Origin of the sequence: Pseudomonas sp. Leaf127 (genome assembly GCF_001423155.1) — a bacterium.
In the GTDB taxonomy this organism is placed as follows: Bacteria; Pseudomonadota; Gammaproteobacteria; order Pseudomonadales; family Pseudomonadaceae; genus Aquipseudomonas; species Aquipseudomonas ovata.
Genome location: NZ_LMOA01000022.1, coordinates 283,008 through 308,663 on the forward strand (window position 1 = coordinate 283,008; position 25,656 = coordinate 308,663).

At 58.8% G+C, this 25,656-nt stretch carries 28 protein-coding genes; 1 reads left to right on the top strand and 27 read right to left on the bottom strand.

Translation table 11 applies throughout. The features are described 5' to 3' along the window. Nucleotides 1–34: 34 nt before the first annotated feature. The 19 genes from ASF84_RS19145 to ASF84_RS29215 form a co-directional block, all read right to left on the bottom strand. On the bottom strand, nucleotides 35–2,428 hold the full coding sequence (locus ASF84_RS19145) for an efflux RND transporter permease subunit (RefSeq protein WP_056840420.1): 2,394 nt from the start codon (nucleotides 2,426–2,428) through the stop codon (nucleotides 35–37). 26 nt (nucleotides 2,429–2,454) lie between these two features. Next, nucleotides 2,455–3,459, bottom strand: coding sequence for a WD40/YVTN/BNR-like repeat-containing protein (locus tag ASF84_RS19150; RefSeq protein WP_056840421.1), 1,005 nt, complete (start codon nucleotides 3,457–3,459; stop codon nucleotides 2,455–2,457). Between the two features lie 260 nt (nucleotides 3,460–3,719). Beyond that, the gene (locus ASF84_RS19155) at nucleotides 3,720–4,877 is read right to left on the bottom strand and encodes a glutathionylspermidine synthase family protein (RefSeq protein ID WP_056840422.1); all 1,158 of its coding nucleotides are present in this window, start codon (nucleotides 4,875–4,877) and stop codon (nucleotides 3,720–3,722) included. A gap of 11 nt (nucleotides 4,878–4,888) precedes the next feature. Next, nucleotides 4,889–5,620 (bottom strand): DUF1190 domain-containing protein, encoded by a 732-nt coding sequence (locus ASF84_RS19160; protein ID WP_056840423.1) that lies wholly within the window; start codon nucleotides 5,618–5,620, stop codon nucleotides 4,889–4,891. Nucleotides 5,621–5,636: 16 nt separating this feature from the next. Beyond that, the gene (locus ASF84_RS19165; protein WP_056840424.1) at nucleotides 5,637–6,062 is read right to left on the bottom strand and encodes a DUF350 domain-containing protein; all 426 of its coding nucleotides are present in this window, start codon (nucleotides 6,060–6,062) and stop codon (nucleotides 5,637–5,639) included. Between the two features lie 29 nt (nucleotides 6,063–6,091). Beyond that, entirely contained in the window at nucleotides 6,092–6,751 is a 660-nt protein-coding gene (locus tag ASF84_RS19170) for a YjfK family protein (RefSeq protein ID WP_056840425.1), read from the bottom strand. Nucleotides 6,752–6,812: 61 nt separating this feature from the next. Further along, nucleotides 6,813–7,313, bottom strand: coding sequence for a rhomboid family intramembrane serine protease (locus ASF84_RS19175; protein ID WP_056840810.1), 501 nt, complete (start codon nucleotides 7,311–7,313; stop codon nucleotides 6,813–6,815). Between the two features lie 48 nt (nucleotides 7,314–7,361). After that, nucleotides 7,362–8,066 (bottom strand): PspA/IM30 family protein, encoded by a 705-nt coding sequence (locus tag ASF84_RS19180; protein ID WP_056840426.1) that lies wholly within the window; start codon nucleotides 8,064–8,066, stop codon nucleotides 7,362–7,364. Nucleotides 8,067–8,100: 34 nt separating this feature from the next. Continuing rightward, nucleotides 8,101–8,754 (bottom strand): YjfI family protein, encoded by a 654-nt coding sequence (locus ASF84_RS19185; protein ID WP_056840427.1) that lies wholly within the window; start codon nucleotides 8,752–8,754, stop codon nucleotides 8,101–8,103. Nucleotides 8,755–9,310: 556 nt separating this feature from the next. Continuing rightward, nucleotides 9,311–11,971, bottom strand: a complete 2,661-nt coding sequence (pepN, locus tag ASF84_RS19190; RefSeq protein ID WP_056840428.1) for an aminopeptidase N — start codon at nucleotides 11,969–11,971, stop codon at nucleotides 9,311–9,313. Nucleotides 11,972–11,982: 11 nt separating this feature from the next. Next, nucleotides 11,983–12,819, bottom strand: coding sequence for a DUF2797 domain-containing protein (locus ASF84_RS19195; RefSeq protein WP_056840429.1), 837 nt, complete (start codon nucleotides 12,817–12,819; stop codon nucleotides 11,983–11,985). Next, nucleotides 12,816–13,076, bottom strand: a complete 261-nt coding sequence (locus ASF84_RS19200) for a YeaC family protein (RefSeq protein ID WP_056840430.1) — start codon at nucleotides 13,074–13,076, stop codon at nucleotides 12,816–12,818. The genes ASF84_RS19195 and ASF84_RS19200 overlap by 4 nt, the downstream gene beginning before the upstream one ends. 253 nt (nucleotides 13,077–13,329) lie before the next feature. Beyond that, nucleotides 13,330–14,253, bottom strand: a complete 924-nt coding sequence (locus ASF84_RS19205) for a tetratricopeptide repeat protein (RefSeq protein ID WP_056840431.1) — start codon at nucleotides 14,251–14,253, stop codon at nucleotides 13,330–13,332. Further along, nucleotides 14,253–14,738 carry a hypothetical protein gene (locus tag ASF84_RS19210; protein ID WP_056840432.1) on the bottom strand — a complete coding sequence of 162 codons (486 nt, stop codon included), beginning with the start codon at nucleotides 14,736–14,738 and terminating at the stop codon, nucleotides 14,253–14,255. The genes ASF84_RS19205 and ASF84_RS19210 overlap by 1 nt, the downstream gene beginning before the upstream one ends. Next, nucleotides 14,738–16,084, bottom strand: a complete 1,347-nt coding sequence (locus tag ASF84_RS19215) for an AAA family ATPase (RefSeq protein WP_056840433.1) — start codon at nucleotides 16,082–16,084, stop codon at nucleotides 14,738–14,740. The genes ASF84_RS19210 and ASF84_RS19215 overlap by 1 nt, the downstream gene beginning before the upstream one ends. Nucleotides 16,085–16,132: 48 nt before the next feature. Beyond that, nucleotides 16,133–17,104 (bottom strand): metallophosphoesterase, encoded by a 972-nt coding sequence (locus ASF84_RS19220; RefSeq protein WP_056840434.1) that lies wholly within the window; start codon nucleotides 17,102–17,104, stop codon nucleotides 16,133–16,135. Next, a complete protein-coding gene (locus ASF84_RS19225) occupies nucleotides 17,104–17,997 on the bottom strand; it encodes an NAD(+) kinase (RefSeq protein WP_056840435.1) in 894 nt (297 codons plus the stop codon). The genes ASF84_RS19220 and ASF84_RS19225 overlap by 1 nt, the downstream gene beginning before the upstream one ends. A gap of 174 nt (nucleotides 17,998–18,171) precedes the next feature. Then, complete coding sequence (locus ASF84_RS19230; protein WP_156684298.1) at nucleotides 18,172–18,675, bottom strand: Imm6 family immunity protein; 504 nt, start codon at nucleotides 18,673–18,675, stop codon at nucleotides 18,172–18,174. 25 nt (nucleotides 18,676–18,700) lie between these two features. Continuing rightward, the gene (locus ASF84_RS29215) at nucleotides 18,701–19,183 is read right to left on the bottom strand and encodes a DUF6985 domain-containing protein (protein ID WP_156684300.1); all 483 of its coding nucleotides are present in this window, start codon (nucleotides 19,181–19,183) and stop codon (nucleotides 18,701–18,703) included. A gap of 71 nt (nucleotides 19,184–19,254) precedes the next feature. Between ASF84_RS29215 and ASF84_RS19240 the strand changes: the two genes are divergently transcribed. Continuing rightward, nucleotides 19,255–19,755 (top strand): hypothetical protein, encoded by a 501-nt coding sequence (locus ASF84_RS19240; RefSeq protein ID WP_156684302.1) that lies wholly within the window; start codon nucleotides 19,255–19,257, stop codon nucleotides 19,753–19,755. 93 nt (nucleotides 19,756–19,848) lie between these two features. Here the strand turns inward: ASF84_RS19240 and ASF84_RS28630 are convergent, their stop codons facing one another. From ASF84_RS28630 to ASF84_RS29230, 8 genes are all read right to left on the bottom strand, one after another. Then, a complete protein-coding gene (locus tag ASF84_RS28630; protein ID WP_082481715.1) occupies nucleotides 19,849–20,244 on the bottom strand; it encodes a lysozyme inhibitor LprI family protein in 396 nt (131 codons plus the stop codon). A 120-nt stretch (nucleotides 20,245–20,364) separates the two neighbouring features. Beyond that, nucleotides 20,365–21,381 carry a tetratricopeptide repeat protein gene (locus ASF84_RS19245; RefSeq protein ID WP_056840439.1) on the bottom strand — a complete coding sequence of 339 codons (1,017 nt, stop codon included), beginning with the start codon at nucleotides 21,379–21,381 and terminating at the stop codon, nucleotides 20,365–20,367. Nucleotides 21,382–22,500: 1,119 nt separating this feature from the next. Continuing rightward, a complete protein-coding gene (locus tag ASF84_RS28640; RefSeq protein WP_082481717.1) occupies nucleotides 22,501–22,959 on the bottom strand; it encodes an SMI1/KNR4 family protein in 459 nt (152 codons plus the stop codon). Nucleotides 22,960–23,378: 419 nt separating this feature from the next. Next, nucleotides 23,379–23,567 carry a hypothetical protein gene (locus ASF84_RS29795; RefSeq protein WP_236709456.1) on the bottom strand — a complete coding sequence of 63 codons (189 nt, stop codon included), beginning with the start codon at nucleotides 23,565–23,567 and terminating at the stop codon, nucleotides 23,379–23,381. 372 nt (nucleotides 23,568–23,939) lie between these two features. After that, nucleotides 23,940–24,332: a hypothetical protein gene (locus ASF84_RS19250; protein ID WP_056840440.1), complete on the bottom strand. Its 393-nt coding sequence runs from the start codon at nucleotides 24,330–24,332 to the stop codon at nucleotides 23,940–23,942. Continuing rightward, complete coding sequence (locus ASF84_RS29220) at nucleotides 24,329–24,742, bottom strand: hypothetical protein (RefSeq protein WP_152035066.1); 414 nt, start codon at nucleotides 24,740–24,742, stop codon at nucleotides 24,329–24,331. Before ASF84_RS29220 ends, ASF84_RS19250 begins: the two co-directional genes overlap by 4 nt. A 106-nt stretch (nucleotides 24,743–24,848) precedes the next feature. Beyond that, nucleotides 24,849–25,211 (bottom strand): hypothetical protein, encoded by a 363-nt coding sequence (locus ASF84_RS29225; protein WP_141562196.1) that lies wholly within the window; start codon nucleotides 25,209–25,211, stop codon nucleotides 24,849–24,851. Then, on the bottom strand, nucleotides 25,211–25,618 hold the full coding sequence (locus tag ASF84_RS29230) for a hypothetical protein (protein WP_152035067.1): 408 nt from the start codon (nucleotides 25,616–25,618) through the stop codon (nucleotides 25,211–25,213). Before ASF84_RS29230 ends, ASF84_RS29225 begins: the two co-directional genes overlap by 1 nt. Between the last annotated feature and the right edge of the window lie 38 nt (nucleotides 25,619–25,656).

Below are 25,656 nucleotides of genomic sequence, written 5' to 3' on the forward strand. Positions count from 1 at the left end.
GGCCGCCATGATAGGGCAAAGCGCTGTGCCAGGCTCAATGGGAAAACAGCGAATGCCCCACCTTGCCGGCCATCTTCTGCGGCTTGAGCAGAAAGTGCGCCAGCGCCGGCAGCAGCCACAGCGCCCCGAACATGTTCCACAGCAACATGAAGGTCAGCATCAGGCCCATGTCGGCCTGGAACTTGATGGCCGAGAATATCCAGGTGCACACGCCGATCGCCAGGCACAACCCGGTAAACAGCACCGCCTTGCCGGTGGACTTGAGGGTCTGGTAATAGGCTTCCTGCAACGGCAGCCCGGCACGCAAAAAGCTTTCCAGGCGGCTGTAGATATAGATGCCGTAGTCGACCCCGATCCCGACCCCCAGGGCGATCACCGGCAAGGTCGCGACCTTGACACCGATGCCCAGCAGCGCCATCAGCGCATTGCCCAGCACCGAGGTCAACACCAGCGGCAGCACAATGCACAAGGTCGCCGCCCAGGAGCGGAAGGTGAGCAGGCACATGCCGGCCACGCACAGGTACACCAGCAGCAGAATCAGAAACTCCGATTGCTTGATGACCTGGTTGGTGGCCGCCTCGATCCCGGCATTGCCCGCCGCCAGCAGGAACTCCAGCTGCGGGTCGGGATGCTGGTCGGCAAACGCCTGCACCGCCTGCACGGCGCGGTCCAGGGTTTCGGCCTTGTGGTCGTTGAGGAAAATCATCAGCGGCGCCAGCGAGCAATCGGTGTTGTACAACCCCTCGGCACGGGCAATCGAGCTGTTGAGCACGTCCTTGTTACGCGACAGCGTCTCCCATTTCAGGCTGCCCTCGTTCATGCCCTTGATCACCTGGCGCGACACGTTGACCAGCGACACGGTCGACTGCACGCCGGGTGTGTTTTCCATCTTCCAGGCCAGCTCGCCCATCGCCGCCAGGGTGTTGTAGGCCGAGCAACCCTCGGGCGGAGTCTTGACCATGACCACCAGCACATCGGAACTGGTCGAGTAATGCCGGATGATGAAGGCATTGTCCTGGTTGTAGCGCGAGTCCGGGCGCAACTCCGGCGCGCCCTGGTCCAGGTCGCCGATCTTCAGGTTCTGGCTGTACCAGAGCCCGCCGGCGAAGGCCAGCAACGCCAGCACCACCGACACCCGCGCCACGCCCGGGCTGGCAAAGCCGGACAGCCGGCGCCAGAACGGGTGCTCGCTGATTGCATCCTGCTTGCTGCGACTGATCGCCCGCGGGCTGATGCCCACATAGGAGATCGCCACCGGCAGCAGAATCAGGTTGGTGAACACGATGACTGCCACACCGATCGAGGCGCCGATGGCGAGTTCGCGAATCACGCCGATGTCGATGATCAACAAGGTAATAAAGCCCACCGCGTCGGCCAGGATCGCGATCATGCCCGGCAGGAACAATTGCCGGAACGTGCGCCGTGCGGCGGTCAGCGCGTTGTCGGCAGCGCCTGACTGCAGGGCGATGCCATTGATCTTCTGCACGCCGTGGGAAATGCCGATGGCAAAGATCAAAAACGGCACCAGCATCGAATACGGGTCGATACCGAAGCCGACCACATGCATCAGCCCCAGTTGCCAGAGCACGGCGATCATCGTGGTGCTGAGCACCGCAATGGTGCTGCGGATGCAGCGGGTGAACCAGATCAGCAGTACCAGGGTGATGGCAAAGGCGATGGCAAAGAACGCCACGACCATGAACAGACCATCGATCAGGTCACCGACCTTCTTGGCAAAGCCGACGATATGCACCTTGATGTCAGGGTTTTGCGCCTGGTACTTGTCGCGGATCTTTTCTTCAAGCTGATGGGAGAATTGCTGGTAGTCCAGGCTGAGCAAGGTGCCCTGGTCGTTGGGGTCCGGGTAGGCCTCAAGCAGCGGCACCTCGACGATGCTGGACTTGAAATCATTGGCCACCAGGCGCCCGACCTGTCCGGACTTGAGCACGTTGTTGCGCAGCGCGTCCAGGCTGGCCTCGGTGCCGTCATAGGTCTTGGGAATCACTTCGCCGCCGGCAAAGCCCTCTTCGGTGACTTCGGTCCAGCGCACGCTGGGGCTCCACAGCGACTTGAGCCCGGCGCGGTCGACGCCGGGAATGTAAAACACCTCATCATGGATGCCGCGCAGGGTCTCCATGTACGTCTTCGAAAAGATATCCCCTTGGGTCGCCTCGACCGAGATACGCACCGTATTGCCCAGGTTCGCCAGGTCATTGCGATGCGCCAGCATGTTCTGGATGTAGGGATGCGCCAGCGGGATCATCTTCTCGAAGCTGGTCGAGGGCCGGACCTGCAAGGCCTGCCAGCCCAGCACCAGGCTGGTCAGCAGGCAGAGGATGATCACCACGGGGCGATTGTTGAAGATCAAGCGTTCAAGCAGGGTCGCTCGCTCATCGGAGTGCTGCCGGGAATGCTGGAGATCGGTCATGCCTGCCATCCTTGTTCGTATTCTTGTCATGGAGTCGACACAGCACCGGTGGCCGAGCCGGAGCGCACCCCGCCCTGCCCGACCAGAATCAGCTCGCCCTGGGCATTGCCGGCCACGGCGGCCAGGGCCAGCCGGTCGGGACGGTTGAACACGGTGAAACTCTGCCCATCATCATGGCTGCGCAGCACACTGCCATTGTTGCCGACCAGCACCAGCGAACCATCAGCCAGCAGGCTTGCCCCGGACAGGCTGGCCTCCAGACGACCGCGCCCGGCATTCAATTCGATGCGCTGCCAGGTGTCGCCAAAGTCGCTGGAGCGCAGCAGGTTGCCACGCAGGCCGTAGATCAGCAGGGTTCGTGGGCTGGCCGTGCCGATCACACCGAACAGCGAGCCCTGGTAAGGGCCGGGCAGCTTCTCCCAGCGCTGGCCCAGATCGGCGGAGCGGTACAGACCGCCGGCCTCGCCGACGATGAACAGCCCGGCCTCGCGCACGAACGCAATGGCATTGAGGTGGTACTGGTCTTCGTTGTCCAGGCGGTCGCTGACATCCTCCCAGTGCTGGCCGCCATCCAGTGTGGTGAGCAAGGCCCCGTAGGCGCCCACGGCAAAGCCGGTGTTCACATCCTGGAACCAGACGTCCAGCAAGGGCGCTTCACGCGACAGGTCTTCGAACTGTTTCTGCCAGGTCTGGCCACCGTCGCGGCTGGCCAGGATCTGCGCATCGTGGCCCACTGCCCAGCCATGCTGGGCGTCGACGAAATACACGGCGGTCAATAGTTGGCGGGTCGGCACCCGGGCCTGCTGCCACTGCCGGCCCTGGTCGTCGGAATACAGGATATGGCCGTGATCGCCCACCGCCACCAACCGGGAGCCGGCCTGTGTGACATCGATCAACAAGGTACTGGCAGCCTTGGGCGATTCGATGGACGCGGTCTGGGCGTCAGTGGCGCCAAGCGCCACACTACCGGCCAGCCCCAGTGCCAGGCCGATCGCAAGCCGGCGTATCTGCCGCATGAAAACATTGCTCATGGACCACTCCTTGTTGTTGTTCTTATACCGACACGGCCTGTTCAAGGCCGTCACGACCTTGTGGGAGGCGGCTTGCCGGCGATTGCTGCGGTCACCTCACAGGCCCTGTCGCGGGCAGAGCCCCCTCCCACACGCCAGATAGGCCCGAGCAACCACGAGTGTAGCCGGGAAAAGACAGCACCTGCTTCCCGTAGGACCGGCTTCAGCCGGGAAAGGGCGGCGCCTGCTTCCCGGCTGAAGCCAGTCCTGCACCCGCTCGGTCAGTCGATCACCGCATGGGGCAAGAAACGGCTGCTGTCCTTGGTGATCAGGCTGTCGTCTTCACGGATGCCGATGCCTGAAGCCTGGTCACCGATCACCCACGACCCGACCAGCGTGTAGCTGTCGCCAAAGCGCGGCAACGGCGCGTAGCGTTGCAAGATGTAGGGCGCGTCGGTGTAAGGCCCGTCCTCGGCGATCACTTCGTCGCCCGGGGTGCGAATCTCGATATTGGCGCCTTCGCGCGAGAAGAACGGCTTGCGCACCCAGCCTTTGGGCACGGCACGACCGGGGTGAGTGTCGACAAAGGATGGCAGCAGGTTGGGATGGCCTTCGTTGAACTGCCACAGCAGCGGCAGAATGCCCTTGTTGCTCAGGATCGCTTTCCAGGCCGGCTCGACGAAGCACGTGCCGCTGGCCGCCACATGCCGGCCAAAGGGCTCGTGAAAGATGTGCTCCCAGGCATGCAGCTTGAACAGGCGCTCGATGGTCCGGCCCTGCAGGTCGACGAAGCGACCCTGGCCATCGAGCCCGATGTCCTCGATGTCGATATGCCGGGTCTCGATGCCGGCGTGGGCAGCCATGCGCCGCATGAATTCGGTGGTGCCGCGATCCTCGGCCGAGCCGGACATCGCCGAAAAGTAGAACGGTGCCGGACCCTTGAACGGCCCGAAGGCGGTGATCAGGTCTTCGGCAATGGCATTGAACTGGCTGGCATGGGCCGGCAAGACGCCACGCTCGACCTGCTCGTCCAGCCACAACAACTGAAAGGCCGCCGCTTCCATAAGACTGGTGGGCGTGTCGGCGTTGATCTCGTACATCTTCGCCGGCCCCGTGCCGTCGTAGGCAAAGTCGAAACGGGCGTAAAGATGGTGGTGGCCCTCTTTCCAGGAGCGACGGATCAGGTCGAAGAAGGCTTCAGGGATGGCCAGTTGCCTGAGCAGTGCCTCGCTGTCGACCACTCGCTCCACTGCATCCAGGCACAGCTGGTGCAGCGCCTGGGTCGGCGCCTCGAGGTCGCGGGTGATCTGCTGTTCGTTGAACAGGTAGTAATGCCGCTCGTCCCAGTAGCGCTCGCCGTCGATGGTGTGAAAGTCAAAGCCTTCACGCTCGGCGGTGGCACGCCAGTCGGGGCGTTCTTCGAGGCTGATCCGTTTCATGACTGCAACTCCTAGCCGCCGGAGCTGGAACGGCTGCTGCTACTGCTTTTGCCACCCCAGCCGCTGCGGGCGGTGGCCTGGCTGCCGAAACCGCCGCGCGACACGGTCGAAGACACCGACGAGCCGCCCCCCAGGCTGCGCCCGAGCGTGGACTTGCTGTAGGTCTTTTCCGAGCTGTAGCGCGCCTGAGTGGAACGGCTGAAGGTCTTGCCCCGGTCGATGTGGGTGTACAGCGACGAGTTGTAGTAGCCACCGCGATCATCGCGGCCCATGTACACCGGCTGGCCATAGTAGCGGCTGTTGCCGCCAAAGCCGTTGCTGAGCAAATGACCGATCAGCAGGCCGGTCAGCAGGTTGCCGGTGGCGCCACTGTTGCTCTGGGCGATCTGCTGGTTGGCCTGGTCCAGGGTCTGCTGCGGCACGTTGCCGGCAAACGACAGCTCGAAGCCGCCCAGTTTCGGCGTGTACTTGCCGTCGGAGTTGACCTGGCAATAGTCCGGCACGAAGTCGGCATCACAGGAGGCCTTGTCATCGTAGACCGGCGCGATGCGGCGGTGGTCGGCCAGCGCTTCCATGTAGGCGTCCGAACAGACGTCCACCGGCACTTTGGCCTCGGTGCATTGCTGCACCGAATTGAACGTGGTCTTGGCGGTGAAATTCGGCTCGTCGTCCGAATCGCCGCAGGCGCTGAGCGCCAGGGGCAGCGCGCTGACCAGCACCAGTTTGGCGGAACTGCGTCTCATGGTGATCTCCCTGAAATCAGACCGAAGGCGTCATGCACGCCGCATTGAGCATGCCGACGCTGACGGCCACGCTGGCCGCGTAGATGGCCGCAGCCAGTTCACCCCGGGCAATGCGTGCCGACAGCCCCTTGAGCACCAGGCTGGTGGCACCGAAGGCCAGCAACTGGACCACGGCGGCAATCAGTGCCCAGACCACGACGTCCAGGATGCTGATGCTGTAGGCGATGATATTGCTGGCCGGCAGGGCAAAACCGATCAGCGAGCCACCCAGCGCCAGGGCAGCAGCGCTGTTGTTGTCGCGGATCAGCTCGAATTCCTTGTGCGGTGTGATCCGGCTGTAGATGAACTGAAACACCGCAAACAGCAGGGCCGCTACCAGGATGTAGAGGATAAAACCCAATACCGCCTGGGCATTGAGCGACAATCGCAGCGCGTCGAGCATGAAGACTTCCTTCTCTTGTGAAACCGCCCTTACAGAACGGTGATGTCGGTGGATTGCAGCGTGACGCCCACGGCGGTCGTCAGGCTGATATTACCCTCCTCGTCCTCTTCGACCGAGAACAGCAGGAACTCGCGGCGATCGATCAGCCCGGTTTCGCGGGCATAGAGCATGCTCAGGTGCTTGACGCGGTAGGCGCTGTCGGGGCTGACCACGTGCTCGTCCATCGGTGTCAGTTCGGTCTGGCCGGTCTCGGTGCCCCACTGGCGCTCGAAGACCTCGCCTTCATGTTCGAAGGTCGGCAGGCCGATCTTCGAGGCCGGTCCCGTCAGGCGCAACAGCTCGTCGCGACTGTTGATCGGCGTGGCGCTGTAGTAGCCGAACAGAATGATGTCCTGGATATCTTCAGGCAGTGGCCCGTTGCTGAGCATCTGGAGAAAATAGTCTTCGTTGTCCAGGTAGAACCGCCGCAGGGTCATGGACTGGCCCAGATCGATCTCGCCCACCGCCCAGACCTTTTCGTCACCCGGCAGGTCGACCTGCGAATGACCGTCCAGCAGGATCTTCAGCGAAGTGTCCAGGCACAGCATGCTGCCGCTGCGCAGCCCCAGGGGGCTGGACGTCGTGGCGGTACCGGCACGCCCCGTGGACGTCGGCGCTTCCAGGCCCATCATCCGTTTGAACCAACTCATTGCGCATCTCCTTGATCATGGATGCCCTGTAGAAACGACCCGATCCGGGACCGGTATTCTTTTAGCGCGGCTCATCCCTGGCGTGTATCAGCCGGGCAACAATCACACCGGCCAGGGCGCCGGCGGCATGCGACTCGAACGAAACACCCGGCACCGGCACGAAGCCGACGATCAGACCGCTGTAGGCGAACAATGTCACCAGCGCCACCAGCAGACTGGCAACACTGCGTTGATACCAGACCCTGGCCAGCAAATAGGCCCACAGGCCGAAGATCAGGCCGCTGGCGCCGACATGCAGGCTGGTGCGCCCGAACAGCCAGACCAGCGCCCCGCCCAGCAGGCAGACCAGCACCATCACCCAGGCGTAACGCTTGACGCCTTCGGTCGCCACCAGCCAGCTCAACACCATGAATGGCAGCAGGTTACTGAGCAAGTGCGCGAACGAGCCGTGCAGCCACGGTGCAAAGACAATGCCCTGCAACCCCCACAGCGTGCGCGGCAGGATACCGTGCTGCACCAGGCTGTAGCTGGTTACGGCGTTGACCAACTGCACCCCGGCCATCAGCAGTGACAGGCCGAGGATCAGGCGAAAACGGCTCGAGAGCGCCACTTATTGCGGGGTCTGGCTCTTGGCTTTCAGCCGCGCCAGCACGTCGTCGGCGCCACTGCTGCGGGCGCCGATGCCGGCCTCCTGCAAGCGACGCTCCAGATCGCCACCATTGGCCTGACTGGCCAGTTCTTCGGCCGCCTCCAGCTTGGCGTCCTGTTCATCCTGGCGCTGCTTGAGGCGTGCCAGCGAGCCGACCGCCGTTTCGACCGAGCCATTGGCGCCGCCGGTGGCATTGGCCGTGGCGACACGGGCGCGCTGCACGGTTTCCCGGGCCTTGGCCATTTCGACCTGCTGCTTGAGACCGCGAATCCGCGCCTCGGCCTTGAGCACCTGCTCCTGCAATACACCAGCCTGCTTGCCGAACTGGTCGGCCAGGGCCTGCTCCTGGGCGCGCAGGGCCTCGATGTCGGCGATCTTGGCCGCGCATTCGCCGGCCAGGGCTTCCTCACCCTTGTTAAGGGCCTGCAGGGCACGGTTTTCCCAGTTGGCGATATTGCTGTTGTGTTCTTCCAGGCGCTGGGCCGACAGCTTGTGCTTGGCCTTGATGCCGACCAGGCCTTCGCGGGCCTTGACCAGCGCATTGTCGGCGTCACGGATTTCCTGGTCGAGGATGCGCAGGGCGTTGGCGTCGATGACCGCCTCGCCCACTTCGGAAGCACCGCCACGCACGGCAGTGACCAGTTTTTTCCAGATGCTTGTACTCATGAATGCATTTCTCCAGAACAGCGCGGTGGCCGTATCAGTCGATGAAGTGGTCGTCGAAGGCTTCGGCCGCGCGAATCACGTTGTCCGCCAGGGTGAGGATTTCCTGGACGATCACGGTCAGGCTGGATGCCGCGCTCAGGGCGCCGAACAGGCAATAGACTTCCTGGCCATCGGCCAGTGTCTCGATGCCCACCGCTGACAGCGGGAACAGGTCACGGCTGCGCAACACCACGTCGTTGAACGCGGCGGTGTCCTTGACGCGGCTGACTTCGATCAGGGTGGTGTCGGCCAGGATCTGGTCGCCGACCACGGCCAGGTACACCGGCAGATCGCCGAATTCGCACAGGGTCAGGCGAATACCGTGCTCGGTGGTGTCGCACAGGCTCAGTTCGATCCGGCCTTCAGTCACCAGGTCCAGGTCGCCCAGGGCCTTGTGCAATGAATCGATGGTCCAGTTGGCATTCTCGGTCATGAAATCCTCCAGTTTGATTCGTGTTCCGAGGAAAGGCTGTCGCAGGGCTTTTTCGATGCCCCGCAACGCATCGGTGTTTTCCGGCCGGATCCAGAACTCACGCTTGACCAGCCCGGCCTCCTTGAGGCGCTGGCGCATGTCGCGCATGTAGTCGGTCGAGCTTTTCAGGGCCCTGCCGGTTCCTGCCATATTCTCGCCCCCGGTCGTGCGAGGCATGGGCACTCCTCCCTTGCTGCGTTCAGACCACAAGAAGTGCACGCTAACAGATGCACCCGACAGGCGTAAGTCCTCACATGTGAGGATTTTGTGAGCCACTGCACAGACTCGTGCCAGCGCCCAGCCTGTAGCCGCTTGATCAGCGAACGGCATACAGGGCCTTAGCCATGACGGGGCCTGTGGGAGACTGCTTTTTCGCGACCGAGGATCGTTCTCGGCAAAAAAGTCACTTACTGATTTTATTGGCTATTAAATTCACCCTTTGTAGGAGCGCGCTTGCCCGCGACCGAGTGCGCAGCGCTCGCAAAAATCGATTAAACGCTGAAAATTTACGACTGAAATATCTGCGAAACGCCACAAATTTACGACTGCTACGCAGCCGGTCGCGGGCAGAGCGCGCTCCTACACTCCGCTCCCGTGTTTGCTTCGCGACAGCACTGCGCCTTGGCGGCGGGTAATCCCCTGTGGACAGTCGTGCGGCAGGTTTTGCACCTTCCCCTGTAAAAAAGGCGCTACCCGCTGTTGCGGATAACGCCTTGTTTTACTTCACGCCCGGTTACTCCGCCAGGCTCTTGTTCACCACTTCATACACGTCCGACGACAGCTCACCAGAGCTGCGAATCCGCTCCAGCTCGGCCTTGAGCAGGGCCTGGCGGGCGCTGTCGTATTTGCGCCAGCGGGTCAGCGGCGACAGTTGGCGGGAGGCGATCTGCGGGTTGAAACCGTTCAGCTCGATGACGATATCGGCCAGGAAGCGATAGCCGGAGCCATCGGCGGCGTGGAAGTTGATCAGGTTCTGGCCGGCAAAGGCGCCGATCAGGGCACGCACCTTGTTGGGGTTCTTGATGTTGAACGCCGGATGCTGCATCAGGGCCTTGACCCGCTCCAGGCCACCCGGCTGGGTGCTGCCGGCCTGGACGCTGAACCACTGGTCCATGACCAGCGGGTTGTCCTTGAAGTTCTCGGCGAACACCGCCAGGGCCTTGTCGCGCTCCTGCTCGAACGGTGAGTTGACCAGCACGGCCAGGGCCGTCAGGCGCTCGGTCATGTTGTCGCTGCTATCGAACTGGTCGATGGCGGCGGCCAGCACCTCGGGCTTTTCGCTGAGCATCAGGTACGACAAGGCGATGTTCTGCAAGGCGCGACGGGCAAAGTGCTCGGCCTCGGCGACGTAGGCGGTCTTGCGCGAGACTTCGCGGTTGGCCTGGTAACGCGCCCACAGGCTGTCGAACAGGCCGCTGGCGATCTGCCGACGGGCAAATTCGCGGGCGGCATGGATGGCCTCGACATCGGCCACCTGACTGATCTCGGTCAGGTAACCCTCGCCCGGCAGCGAGAGCATTTCGGCGACCATGGCCTGATCAAGCTGCTCGTCGGCCAGCACCGTGTCCAGTGCCGTGACCAGCCGCGGGTCCATGACCAGCGGCTGGCCTTGCTGGTGCTGTTTCATCAGGTCCTGCAGCACCTGCACCGACAGTTGCTGCCCGGCATCCCAGCGGTTGAAACCGTCGCTGTCGTGCTGCATCAGGAACATCAATTGGTCGCGGTCGTACGGGAAGCTCAGCTTGACCGGCGCACTGAAGCCGCGCAGCAGCGACGGCAGCGGTTTGGCGTCGATGTCGACAAAGGTAAAGGTCTGTTCGGCCTCGGTGACCGAGATCACGCGGCGGGTGCCGGAAGCGGCCGCTTCGCCGTCCAGGCGCAGGGCGAGCTCAACACCTTGTGAATCCAGCAGCCCCAGGGCCACCGGGATCACGAACGGCAGCTTTTCCTGCTTGTCCGGGGTGATCGGGCAGCTCTGGCGGAAGGTCAGGCTGTAGGTGCGCGCCGTGCTGTCGTAGTGTTCGCTGACTTCAAGACGCGGCGTTCCGGCCTGGCTGTACCAGCGCTTGAACTGGGTCAGGTCGACACCGTTGGCGTCTTCCATGGCCTTGATGAAGTCGTCGCAGGTCACGGCCTGGCCATCGTGGCGCTCGAAGTACAGGTCGCTGCCCCGGCGAAAGCCTTCGGCGCCCAGCAGGGTGTGGATCATGCCGACCACTTCGGAGCCCTTCTCGTACACGGTCAGGGTGTAGAAGTTGGAAATCTCGATGAAGCTGTCCGGGCGCACAGCGTGGGCCATGGGGCCGGCGTCTTCGGCAAACTGGTGGGTGCGCAGGTAAGCCACGTCCTGGATGCGCTTGACCGTGGCCGAGTTCATGTCGGCCGAGAAGCCCGAGTCGCGGTAGACGGTGAAGCCTTCCTTGAGCGACAGCTGGAACCAGTCGCGGCAGGTGACGCGGTTGCCCGACCAGTTATGGAAGTACTCGTGGGCGACGATGGCCTCGACGCGCTGGTGGGCGGCGTCGGTGGCGGTCTCGGCGCGGGCCAGCACGGCGCTGGAGTTGAAGATGTTGAGGCCCTTGTTCTCCATCGCGCCCATGTTGAAGTCGTTGACGGCCACGATCATGAAGATGTCCAGGTCGTACTCGCGACCGTAGGCCTCTTCGTCCCAGCGCATGGATTTCTTCAGGCTGTCCATGGCGTGCTGGCACTTGTCGACGTTTTCCGGCTCGACATAGATGCGCAGGGTCACTTCACGGGCGCTGCGGGTGGTAAAGGTGTCTTCGATGCACCACAGATCACCGGCCACCAGCGCAAACAGGTAGGCCGGCTTCTTGAACGGGTCTTCCCAGGTCGCCCAGTGGCGGCCGTCGTCTTCCTGGCCGCTGGCAATCGGGTTGCCGTTGGACAACAGGATCGGGTACTTCTGCTTGTCGCCGCTGACCGTGGTGGTAAAGCTGCTCATCACGTCCGGGCGGTCGAGGTAATAGGTAATCTTGCGAAAGCCTTCGGCCTCGCACTGGGTGCAGAACATGCCGCCGGACGTGTACAGCCCCTCAAGGGCGGTGTTGGTTTCCGGGTGGATGCGCACCGTGCTGTCGAGGGTGAAGCGCTCGCCCTTGGGCTGCACGGTCAGGTGGCTGTCGTCGAGCTGGTAGTCGGCGGCGGTCAGCTCGGTGTCGTCCAGTTGCAGCGCCAGCAGTTCCAGGTGCTGGCCATCGAGCACCAGCGGCGGCAGGCCCGCGCCACGCACCGGGTTGCGGCGCATGACCAGTTGCGCATGCACCAGGGTGTGGTCGTCGAACAGCTCGAAGGTCAGGTGCGTCTCGTCGATGAGGTACTCGGGCGCCTGGTAGTCCTTGAGATGGATCACTTGCGGTTGTTCGGTGCGCATGCGGAAAATCCCTATGACTGAAGCACGGCCAGTTGATAGGCCGTGTACTTGCGAATATTGATGACGCCGGTGTCGAAGATCAGGTACTGGCCCTTGATGCCCAGCAGCGTGCCCTCGGCCACCGGGTTCTTGTCCAGGTTGAAGCTGACGATCTTGGTCGGATAGGCCTCGACCGGATAGCGAAACTCCAGCGGTTCGGCGTCGTGCAGCAATTGGATGGCGTGCAGGCCAAACTGTTCCTGCAACGCAACAAGCCCCTCACCACACTGCTCGAACAGCTCGTTGCGAATCGCCTTGAGGTCCACCGGCGGGGCGTCGCCCTTGAGCAGCGCGCGCCAGTTGGTGCGGTCCGCTACCTGGCTGCGCAGCAGGTCTTCGACAAAGCCCGACTGCTGGCGGGTGGCCACGCGCAAAATCGGCAGCGCCTGGCTGGCGCCCTGGTCGAGCCAGCGGGTGGGCAATTGGGAAGCACGGGTGATGCCGACCTTGATCCCGGACGAGTTGGCCAGGTAGACGATGTGGTCGGTCATGCAGAACTGCTCGCCCCAGGCCGGGTCACGGCAGGTACCTTCGTGGTAATGGCACTTTTCCGGGCTCATGATGCACACGTCGCACTGCGCCAGCTTGGTCATGCACGGGTAGCAATAGCCCTGGCTGTAGCTGGACTTGGTCTTGCGCCCGCAATGGCTGCAATGGATCGCGCCCAGGAACTCCAGGCGCAAGGGCTTGCCGATCAGCGGGTTGACCGCGATTTCACTGTCGCCCAGGCGAAAGGCGTATTGCACGAACGGCGCGTCGCCCTGACGCACCAACATCTTGTTGACGGCACCACGACCCAGTTCGATCAATGGATGGCATCCGACTTGAACAGGATATTGGCGATGGGGGCGGACTTGGACGCGCATTCCTGCGGGCCCATGTAACCGGTGCGCTGGTCTTCGGGCAGGTTGCGCACTTCCCAGGCGATCAGCGCCTGCATCGACAGCTCGCGCTGCTCCTGGGTCAGCTTGCGACCGTCGGACCATTTGCCGATCTCGACGGCCAGCTTGAGGCTTTCATAGACATCGGGGGTGATGTTTTCAATCATTTCTGCAAAAGAGGACATGTTCAACACTCTCTACGGGATGGCGCCAGTTTAACGCCGATCGAGTGGCGGGGCACCGGGGATTGAAAAACTAGCGGGTGGAGCAGTAGGAGCGCGCTCTGCCCGCGACCGAGTGCGTAGCGCTCGCAAAATCTCGGAAACGCCACAAATTCATGACGGTGAACGCATACAGAATTCTGTGAAACGCCACAAATTTACGACTGCTAACGCAGCCGGTCGCGGGCAGAGCGCGCTCCTACAAGGGCTCGGCGGTTCAGAAATCCCGGGACAGTTTCACCTGCGCCAGTTCCTTGTCCATCGTGCGGCGGAAGATCTGCGGGGCGGCGAAGGTGTAGATGGCAAAGCCCAGCCACAGCCAGTCGATCATCTGCGCCACCTGCGGGTAGCCCTGGCTGCTGACGGTCAGCACGGTGACCCGGTAGCAGACGAACATGACCAGCAGCAGGACGATGGCGCGGGTGCTGCCGCGCTCGATCAGCCAGCGGTTGAAACGCCACCAGCCGCCCATGAACACATTGCTGCGCGCCTTGACCTCGGTCAGCAGGCCCAGCGCCGCCACGCTGTTGGGGTCTTCCTGCAGGGCCCAGGCAGCGTGCTCGCGGGCACCCTGCACATTGCCTTCACGCAGCAGCAGATGCCCCAGCACCACGATGGCGCCAATGTGCGCAGGATCGGCCTGCAACGCCTGGCGGGCATACAACTGCGCCTTGCCATAGTCGCCGCAGGCGCGGTGATAATCGGCCATGGCGGTCAGGTTGGCCGCGTCATCGGGCTGCAACTCCAGGGCCTTTTCCAGCAACGGCAGGCTCTCGCTCAACCGCCCGGTCAACTGGTACAGGTCGGCCAGGCTGCGGTAACCGCGCGGCTGCATGGGCTCCAGGTCGAGCAACTGCAACAGGTGCTGCTCAGCGCTCTTGAACTGGCGCGAGGCAACGTCGATCTGCCCGGCGGCGTAATGCGCCAGCGCCAGGCCCGGGTCATGGGCCAGCGCCAGGCGCGACTCATGACGGGCGGCGTGCAGGCGGCGCATGTTCAGCAGGCACACCGCCAGCAAGGCATGCGCCTCAGCCGATTCCGGGTCATTGGCCAGCAACTGGCGCAGGCTGTCGATGGCCCCGTCGACATGCCCGGTGCTCAGCCGCTGATAGGCGACTTCCAGCAAATAATCGTTGTTCATCAGCTCATCACCAGAAACCAGAGGTCCGAAGGCACCAGCTTGAGCACCGCCCCGCGCAGCAGGAACGCCCCGCCCAGCGCCACCAGCGGCGCAAAGCGATTGAGCTGGCCGCCGTAGTACTGATACAGCTCGATGGTGGCGCTTTGCTGGGTGAACAGCACATAGCCGATCGACAGCTTCCACACCACCATGATCAGAATGGCGTATTGCAGCTGGATCTGGCTGTTCAGGTAACCGGTGTTGAGCAGCCACAGCAGCGCCACGGCGATGATCACGCTGCCGACCAGGCCGACGCCCGCCCAGATCCACTCCTTGACCCGGTTGGGGCAGCCCACGGCAATGGAGTTGAGTACAAACCACGGCAGGCCCAGCCACAGCCCGCCCATCATCAGGCCCAGCAATGGCCAGAACGGTGACACGGCAAACCTGGCCAGCGCCCCGGGGCGCGGTTCGTCTTCGATGCGGTACACGCTGTCAGTGGCCATCAACGCCCCTTGCCATGTTTGTCGAGAAAGGCCAGCACTTCATCGTATTGATTGCCTTCGTTGGCATAGCGCGCGTAATTGCGCGCCGTGGTCAGCCATTCCAGGGTGGTGGCCCGCACTTCCTTGAGCGCCTGCTTGAAGTGCCGGTCGCTGATCGGCTGTTCGCTGCCCTGCCCGATCGACTCTTCGATGGCTTCGTCGGCGGCGGTTTCCACCAGTTCGCCCAGGTCGGCGCCAGAGAACCCCGAGGTGTTCTTGGCCAGAAAGGCAAAGTCGATGTCGGCGGCCAGCGGCCGGCCCTTGACCATCAGTTGCAGCATGGTCTCGCGCGCCACACGGTCCGGTGGCGGCACGAACAAGGTGCGATCGAAGCGCCCCGGCCGGCGGAAGGCCGAGTCAACCGACCACGGCACGTTGGTTGCCGCCAGGATCAGCACGCCCTTGTTGTCGTTGGTAAAGCCGTCCATTTCCGAGAGGAACTGGCTGACCAGCTTGGACGAGGTCGAGTCGCGGGTATTGGAGCGTTTGCCGCCCAGCGCCTCGACTTCATCGAAGAACATCACCGCCGGCGCCTGGGCCCGGGCCTGTTCGAACAAGGCATGCAGCTTGCGCTCGGACTCGCCGATGTACATGTCCAGCACGTCGGAGATCGCCACGTTGAAGAAAGTGGCCTTGCACTCGCCGGCCGTGGCCCGCGCCAGCATGGTCTTGCCGCAGCCGGGCGGCCCGTACAGCAGCACGCCGCCGCCGACACGCTTGCGAAAGCGCTCGAACAGGCCGGGCTTCTGGTACGGCAGGATGATCTTCTTGTGGATGGTCTTTTTCAGCTCGTCCAGGCCGCCGATGTCGGCAAAGGTGACGCGCTCGTTTTCCGGCACCAGCAGGCGGCGCACTTCGGTCTGGTCGGTGTCATCGTTGGAGATCACCCGCAAGCGCGGGCGGCCTTCTCCGCTGTTGATGTCGGTGACCGAGACGTTAAGCCGTCGCCACAGCGCCATGTCTTCCAGCGCCGGGTTGGCATTGATGGCCGCCCGGTACTCCACCAGCGCTTCGCGCTGCCGCCCCAGCTCGGCCAGGGCGCGGGCGCGCAGCAGTTGCATCGGCGGCGCGTCGCCGGTGGCCAGGTCCAGGGCCTTCTGCGCGTTGCCGGCCGTCAGGTACAGCTGCGCCGCCACCGGTTTGAGGGGTTCGTGGCCGGGCTGATCGAGGTCGTCGGGCAGCAGCTTCAACCCGCGGGCCGTGTCGCCACGCTCCAGGCACGCCTTGAGCAGCAGGCCGATCAGCGCGACGTTGCCGGGGGATGCCAGCAGCGCGGCTTCCAGTTGATCCAGCGTCGAGTCATCCATGGTCAATCCTTGTGACAGCCAATGGCTGAGTGAATGGGCAAACAGCGTTTACCGGCTGGCCTCGGGGCGTTGGACATCGACCCAGACGAATTTGTCCGGGTCGATCTGCGTTTCCTGGTCCAGCCGGTAGGCCACCAGCTTGCCGTACAGCACGGCGCTGTAATCCAGGCAGGCCAGGTTGGGCCGGATCGGCGCCGGAATGCCGCTGCGCCAGTAATGGCCGACGAACAACAGCGGCTCGTCGATGCCGTAGCGCAGCAAGGCGTTCTTGTCCGAGGTCGACAGCGGCGTCTTGGCCACTCCTTCAGGCAGCGCGTCAGGCTGGAACACGATGTCGCCATAGGTCTGCGGGTCGTCTTCCCAGAACTTGGTGCGGAAGAACTCGCGGGTCAGGCCGTCGCCGCCGGTCAGGGTCAGGCCGTGCGGCAGGCGCATGTCGGTGCCGCGCAGCAGGCGGTTAAAGACATTGCTGGCAAAACTGCCGGGAATCGCCGAGGCCTGGATGAAATGCCGGTCGATGCGCCCGCAGCCATGCAGGCCGCGCAGCGGCTCGATCAGGTTCGGGTCCCAGCAGGCATGCACGGCACGGAAGCGCCCGGCATCGATGAACAGCGGCAACTCGTAGAACCAGTCGATGAACTCGCGCCACTCGTGCGGGTACTGCTCGAACTGCGCCAGTGTCTCGCCGATCAGCTTTTCATGCCGGGGTGTGTGCTCGCGTACGTAGTGCTGGCCGCTCTGTGGCAAGGCTGGCGTCACCCAGCCCAGCGCGTTGAATTCATGGTTGCCCATGATGCACAGCGCCTGGCCGGCCTGGACCATGTCGCGCACGATGTGCAGCGACTCGCGGATGCGGGGGCCGCGGTCGATGATATCGCCCAGAAACAGCGCCATGCGCCGGGGATGACGCCACACGCCCGCCTCACAGCGATAACCGAGTTGCTCCAGCAGTCGCTCCAGGGTCTGGGCACACCCGTGCACGTCCCCGATCAGATCGTAGCTACGCGCGGGATCGAGCATCAGTCGTCTCCTCTCCCACCGAGGCGACTGCCCCAACCGAGTTTGGTACGGCACACTTCGTAATAGTTGTGATCCAGCGGATGGATCAGGCGCAGCTTCTGCGACTTCTTGCTGACCGTGACGGTGTCGCCCGGCGCACAGGTGAAATGGTTCTGGCCGTCGCAGGACACTTGCGGGTAGATGGTCATGTCCTTGGCCACCACGATCTTCAATTCACTGTTGCCGTCCACCACGATAGGCCGTCCCGACAGCGTGTGCGGGTACATCGGCACGATCACGATGGCGTCGAGCTTGGGGTGCATGATCGGCCCGCCAGCCGACAGCGCGTAGGCGGTCGAGCCGGTGGGAGTGGCGACGATCAGGCCGTCGGCCTTCTGGCTGCAGACGAACTGGCCGTCGATCCAGATCTCGAACTCGATCATGCGCGTCGACTTGCCCGGGTGCAGCACCACATCGTTGAGCGCATCGCCCTGGCCGATGGCTTCGCCGTGCCGGCGCACCTCGGCCTGCAGCAGGAAGCGGTTCTCGACCAGGTAGTGGCCGTCCAGCACCTCGGCGACCTTGACCTCCAGTTCGTCGGGGCGGATGTCGGTCAGAAAGCCCAGGTGCCCGCGGTTGATGCCCAGCACCGGCACATTGTGCCTGGCCAGCGCCCGCGCCGCGCCCAACAGGCTGCCGTCGCCGCCGACCACGATCACGAGATCACAGACCTCGCCAAGCATCTTGCGCGACGAAGTCTGCAGGCCGTGGCCGGGCAAGACTTCGGCAATGGTGTCTTCAAGGATCACATGCAGATGCCGGTCCAGGAGGAATCTCTTGAGTCGGCGCACCGTCTCCAGCACCTGGGCACTGCCCAGGCGACCGATGATGCCGATATTACGAAAATGCTCCATGAGGCTCCTGCTAGGTCTGCAAAACAGTGTCAAGGCAAGGATTATGGCGAAACGCCCGGTATGCGGCAAACGCGGCCTTGATTATCGACCCGCGCGGTGACAGTTGCAGGAGCGCGCTTGCCGGTATGCCGGACCACCGCGACCGGCTGCGCAGCAGGCGTAAAATCTCAGCGCTCAATCACCCTCTCCCAACACACTCAACAACCCCACCTTATCGATGAACTCGACAATGTCCGGCACAGCGCCCTCACCGGCCTCGCCCACAGCAGCGGACATCATGGCGTGTTGCCCTGAAACCTTGTACGCCTGATGCGCGAAGAACCCGGTGACCAACAGCACGAGAATCAGGCTGTCTTGCTCGATGCTGCCGGCGGCAAAGTTGCGCTCTGCCAACGGGCCATTTTGCAACTCATCGCAATCAAGGTAATGGGCCAGCGCGGCGCCTGTCACCGTTCGGTCAGACAACCATTGCCAGCAAAGGTTGATGGCCTGCTTGCAGGTTTCATGGGTGGCGACGGATGACTTGAGGTTGTCCAGCGCGTGATCGAGCACGAGCAGAAAGACAGTGGCCTTTTTGATCCAGGGCATGGCGTGGAGGTGGCTTGAAATGATTGCTTTGCGGGTCACAAGCGTTTCCTTGTGGGCGTTAGCCCATTGATTCCGACCGAGCCTGATCACCTTCCCAATGATCTTTGGGGTGCCATCAACCGAGCAAAAAGTCTTGTGTATCCACAGCCTCTACAAAGCCGTTGGTGACCAGGACACCCAGGCCAAGCTCAGGATCAAACGTCGCATCGCCAATAAACCCCACCTGGCGTACACCCTCATCAAAGGCATACATGACTTTAATACACCTCAAGCACACCAGGTCACGCATGCCCTCTACCTCACGCACGCTGGGCGCCCTGGCATCAACCTCATGAGCATCAAAACAGGCTCGGTAGGCGCAGAGATGGTCCAGGTAATGCTTGAGAATAGCCTCTTCTACCTGTGCACAAATCGACGCTTTGTTTGCAACAAACTCGCGATACGCAAGCCGCTGCGTTTGCGAGATGGGCGCGTCGTCAAAGGTCTGGATAACCAGCTCTACTTCAAGACGACGCCCAAGAAAGACCACCTCACATACACCCTGCCAAATACCATCGAAATGCAGCTCACCAAAATCCTGATCCTGAATAACACTCATCGCCTGCCCCTGACCAAGCCTTCAGAGCCGCAATACCTTCAAGGCACCCAGCGCCTGAAAACCAACATCATGTGAATGCTGATCAGACAGCGTGCCGTGGAGATAATTCAGGTGACGGTGACACGGCCATCATCAAACGAAGCAAAAACAGCCCCTGTTACACCCGCTGCTTCAAAACGCTTTTTTACTGCTTCGCTGACAATGATTGCCCCAAGGTCGTGTGCAAGCTTGAAAATATGACGAGAACCGGCTTCTCGACTATCGATTTTCAGGTTGAAGAATGCACGCTACTCGCCGCCCCTGTCTGGCCTGACGGAATCATCGACTTCGTATTGGCAGTATTCAGACGGTGCTTCATCGACGCAATCAATTGGCGTTTCAATGATCATCAAAAAGTAATCGCCACACGTGCTTGCACCTTCTACCTGCACCGTTTCAAAAACAACATGGCAGTAAGGTTCATCGACCTCGGGCAACCCCGCCAGCGAGCAGACGGCCTTCGCGCTGAGAACGGGGGCGCTGGCGTAACCGTGAGCCCTGTGATTTTGCAGGACACGTCACTCCACAAGTAAGCGTTCCCTAAACCTCACCGAACTCACTCTGGAGGGTGCGTTCAGCCAGGGTGTGCGGGTGAAGGCAGGGATACGTTCAATCCAGAACGCACCTTAACTATCGGGCAATACGTTATCCAAATAAGCCGCACGCTCCAGGCTCATCCCCGCCACACAGTTATTAATCGTTGTCAGGTAAGCAGCCTGCCCAACCTCTATTTCAAAGGCTTCAAGTGTGCAATGGGTATCACGCCACCTTAGCCATGCGCGCTGAGAATCTTTTAGCTTCGCTTTGAATTCATCACCCAGTCCAGCATCTGACCGATACTGACGTTGAGCCCTGGCTATTAATTTTTTATAACTGTCGTTTAGGCGGGCATCGGCAGTATTCTTTTCTGCCTTTGCACACGCGTCAACTTCTTGGCTCGTAGCGCTAGTGATGCACTCAGCATGCGCTGGCAGACAATAAAGCGAAGCTAAAACCAAAATAACGCTAACATTTATTTTCACATCAGACGCCTAACGTTTTTTTGAGACAGGCCGTACGTTTCTGCCATTTTGCAAACACCGTCGTCGCCGGTGTACTTAGTCGCTGGATCAAGGGGTTCTGTCATGACTACATCCCGCCAATTAATAGCAATGGTCAGTGGTTGAAACGCTCGCAGCTTCCTTGCTCAGGCGTTTTAGATTGTCGGCGGCCGTTTGATTACCTAGGCGGGCAGCCAGACGGTAACACGCTATTGCTCTGTCTAAGTCCATTGTTTTTAGCTCACCTGTTTCCAGGGCGTAGCCCAAATAATTAGTCGCATCGGAAGATCCCATGGACACTGCACGAACAAGCTCATTTTCGGCCTGCTCGGGGTGCTGACACGGGCCATCGGCTGCAACGTTGTTGCCATAACAGTAGAAACCCGACAACCCTGCCGCGCCCTCTGCGAGCGTAGTGGAGGCCGCCTTGAAAAGCGCCTCGACCTTTTCCGTTTCCAGCTGTGGTGCCATCCCGGAAAGGCTCAGACTCGCAGCGTTCAAACTTGCCTGAGGATCTCCCGACGCCGCTGCACACACGTAGTTTTCCAATGCGGCCTCAAAGAATTCAGCGCTCAATGGATACTGCCCTGCACCGCCCAAGCCAGCGTATGCTCTACCGCGCTGGAAGCAAAAATGCTCACGACGGTTCAATGTTGGCTGGACGGCTGCTGAGAGATCTTTCTCGCGTATCGACCAATCTTCCATTCCTGCGAGCACCCAGCATGTTTGACGAGAAAAATTGAAGACTTTGATCTGGCTATTACCAGCGCGTTTATCAATAACCCTGACATGATGATCGTCTACCGCTTCAATCTGTACACCGTCAGTCTTGCCCGAGGTGATGGGATCCATCAGTGGGTAGGCCAACGATGCATTCGCTACATCAGCCGTTTGAGGTTCGAGCCTATCGGTCCGTCCTGCTGGCTTCAAAACCAAAGCCTGCACCCTCATCGCCGTAAAGCGTTGCTGCATTTCAGGTGTGGCAGAAAACACCGTAAGAAATTTCGGAAAATCCTCAGACGGACAGGTTTCTGCATACGCACGGTCAAGAAATCCTCCCCAGCTACAGGCTGCAACTATTATTGCGAATACGTTAATTTTTCTGGAAACACGATTCATGTCAATCACTCGCCTTCCCTAAAAACTGATTGGCAATATCCATTACTTTTAAAGTATTTTGGCAATCTGCAAAATTGATTTTGAGCGCATCCAATGAACACACCTTCATCAAGATCAACGCTACTATCAGTCATGATACCGAGCAACCTATCAGCCGTTAACTCCACCCAGGACGTCCCCCCAGTTGCTCTCGACTGACAAGGCTTTGGGAGAAATCCAGCCCCCCTTTAGTCTGCGTATTTTTCTTCGCTATCACAGAAATTATTCTGCCTGCATTACCAGCCTTAGGCGTATACACATCATAGTCAATGCCGTCAACCCAAAGGTCTGAAGTTTTACCCTATACTCTTGCACCCACAGGGCTGCGCAGTTCCACTTTTTACCTTGAGCAGCCATGCCATATGCATAATTTACTTTCGACTGAGTAAAACTTCCGTTCGGACTTTATTCGAAATTTACCTTTTGCACCAACTCCCCTTGGTGCTCTTTAAAAAACCTCATGCCTCAGCAACTTAAAGGCACCACCTTGGCCAATCACTTTTTCTAGGTCAGATGAACGATGTGTAGCGCTTACATAGAGCAAGATTTTATAATCTCGCGTAGTTTGGCTCTACTGGACCGCCGTCAAAAAAATCAATATTCAATTTTAAAACAAAATTCTCTGAATCACTTCTGCCCCACCTGTAGTAAACACCACCTTGATAAGTGCTATCCCTTTCCTCAAAGGTCTCTCCCAGCAGGCTTTCCACATCACTTCTCGCCGACAGAAGACATGATTTTTTCGCACCATAGAGATCATACACAATCGTCATTTCGATAACACCGCACTCGGAGCACGACTTGCGACTGTTGCCGCAGAGTCATGGATCATAAAATTAACTTTGCGCCCTGCTTGGGCGCTTATCTTACTCGAAAAATCTTTCAGGCCAAGGACTTGCAAGTCTCTTGAACTCAACGGCCCTGTACGAGCTCCGCCACTTCTCAAACCTATTCTAAAAATTGAGCGCGTTGCAGACGTTCAGGACTTGCCAGCGCAACATCGAAGTCACTCACCCTGCCAACGTCAAATGCATTCCTTACCTAGCCTTTCTCAACCATTCTTGAACGCACAATCATTACTCAACTGAAAGAAATTATTCTTTTTTCTAAGAAATCGATAAAGCTTTTCGCATAAAAACTAGAAGCCTGATTAAAAAGATCAAGCCTATAAACAGGATACTCCCCATCATTAAGACCATCGTCCGTGGCAAAATAAAATGACTCCCCTGCACCCGGCGGCTCACAGATAAACAGCCTCTCCTTCCCACACAACCCATTTCGACCATTAACGATTGACATATAAACGATATCACCACTCCTTACACGATCAAAATCCATTTCGTAAACACTATAAATCTCCTCCCCAGATATTTCTCCGCCAGAATAACACTTCAGCCACCATTTATAGCTGTCAGGCAATTTCAACCCAAGACGAGTTTCAGCTTTATAAATCCACTCATCAACAATGCCGTCACCATAATCAGCAAACTCAACGACATCTGACTCTTTAATCAGATTAATTATTCTCGCATAATCCACGCCTAATCACCCCCGCTCCGAGCCCGCAACTTCCAACATTCTGACTGATAAGAGTTAAATTCTTTAACCTACCTTATCAAGGCTTTTGCATTCAAACCCGGAAAAACTTAACCCGCCCCCTTTTGCACCATCAACTTACCCAGGAAAGGTGATCCTCATCTAAATAATATAGTTTCTCAAGCCTTCCTGAAATTTCAGGCAGTTCAAGAAGACATTCTGAAACATATGAAAAAGGAAGTCCACTCCTTAGCTCTTGAGCTCTTGAGCTCTTGAGCTCTTGAGCTCTTGAGCTCTTGCAGAGTAGTCTGCCCAAGACGGCTCAACCATCCCATTCCAGAATGTAACAAAGGAGCCATCTTCAAGAAGAATGACAGGCTTTAAGTCCTCAACTTCCCCACCGCCATCCCAGTACAGATAGCCTAAGTAACTAGAACCACCCCCCCAACAAAACCAGCGCGAACAATTACTTGAGCGTCAGCACAAATTTCCTTATCAATTAGAGGGCGGACTGTTAGCTCATCTTCTGCAGACTCATCCATAGGAAAGTACCAAACACCAAAACAAGCAAGATCATTAATGCCCAATTCATACATCTGTTTATCAGTCATGCTTGCATACCTATTTAATCAAGTGCTTGATTGAACCAAACAATTCGGGCCGCCCTATATCGCCATAGGCTTTCTGCAATCCCGAGCTTATTTTCCCAGAAGTATACGTAGCCGGCTTACCACCTACCATGGGAGGCAAATACTTACTGATAGCTTTATGCATAGCATCAGGATTCACCTTTCCCGTATGAGAGTACTGGGTAATTAGAGTCGCTGGGTGATCCAGCATGTCATTTTTCGTACAACCCAACATCCTCCCCCAAATATTGAGGCAAGGTGTGATGCGCCTGGAATCCTTTGTTTAATCCCTGAAGCTCTCGATAAGTAGGACTAATTACGTCAGGTACAATCTGGCCTGTCGCTTTTGGACCGTTAGCTCACCATCTCCTTTAAGAAATGCAGCCCACCTTCATCCCGAATCGCATAGGCACTTTCATACTGAAAAGAAAGAATAAATCTACAACTTTTCTCCTCAGATAAAACACTCAGGAAGCGTTTAATATCATCAGAGCTTTCAGCAAGAGAATCAACCGGACAATGAAATGCACCCCTGACGCCCACAGCCCAACCTACACTCACCCCTTCAGTCACAACCTCATCAAAACCATCGCACTCACGAAATACAAAGTAAGTGTTAGAAATATTAAAATTTCCTGACACGCCGTTGCTATCGACACAGAGCTCAGCCCCGAGCTCAGATAGCACCCAAGAAATTTCACTCATGGAAATGCCAGACTCTATTTCAAGGCTCATAGTAATTTTCATTTCGCGACCTCAATCACCTTGAACTCCCCATTCTTCATGATGTATAGCTTCTTCAGACCTTCAACTGGCTTAAGGCTCAAGGCATTTCCCACTTGATTGATAGTTAGAGGAGAGTCAGCCAAGTTGATCACTACACTGCTGGCTTGCTTTTTGACCTTATCATTAACTGTCATCAACACGGAGCCGACACTGCCAGTTCTCGGAGATGCAACATCAGCCAGCTCTCCATTAATTCGTAAATCTGGATTGGCTCCTTTCTTACCAGTATTAGCTAGCTGCTCAACATCATAACCACCTCTAGCAAGACTCTTTGCAGCCTCATTTTGGCGCTCAATTGAGCGAACCATATCTGGACTTGCATTCTTTGGTGGCAGTTCTGGCTCACCCTTCAACGAGCCAATCTTGGGCAATCCGGTAGTGCCGGCCTCAGCATCTGTAATTGCGCTAGCTGAGTTCGGATTCTTCGTGGATACCTCTTTTGGACCAGCGCCACCAGTAGCTTTTGCACCTATGCCATCAAACCCAGAAAAAATCGGGTTTAATCATGTACTCAACTCCAACTCCAGCAAGAATTTTTCGAACTCTTAATACGTCTACAGCCTGTCCAGAAAAAATCCTAAACAGGCCCTGCTGAAGTAATTTTCTAGACTCTAAAAAATTAGACCCAAACACCTCGGACACAGCCATTATATGTGTTTTATTTTTATAATCACCAGCACAAAATACCTCATATACCTCTTCATCAATCTTAATACCAGACATATTTGTAGTAACTAACGACCAGCCACAAACGGAGCACCTTACCCCTTGAGCGCTATTTTCCTCAAAATTTACCAAGCTACCGCCACATAGCTCGCACACAGCTAATGAAATAGCCACTATGGTTTACCTGGATTAAAAATCTTGAACTCACCTTGATTCGATAAGTCCGGAAAATTTGGATTCGAAGGAGATCTCGGAGCGACTACCATTCTTCCATCGCCGTAGGCCCATACCAAGTTAGTTGGAGCCTTCACCGAAACACCCATTTTATTCGCAAGACTCTGAGCAAACCCGGCATCACAAGCTCCAGTATCACAAGATAACAAACGAATTGGCTGCCCACTATAAGCAGGGTTGTTTTCGATAAGTCGAGAGACTACACGCTGATCCGCCATAATAGTTCCACCGGGAGTAACAACTTCAATTTTTTGTGTACTCCCATGAGCGATAACGTCAAAATAACCGTTCGAATCTATATCAGATCTTTTAGATACATTTTTAAAAAATTGATCGGATTCGCCCATAAAATTGGCTGCACCCGGCGCCGCTTGGCCTGCTGCTG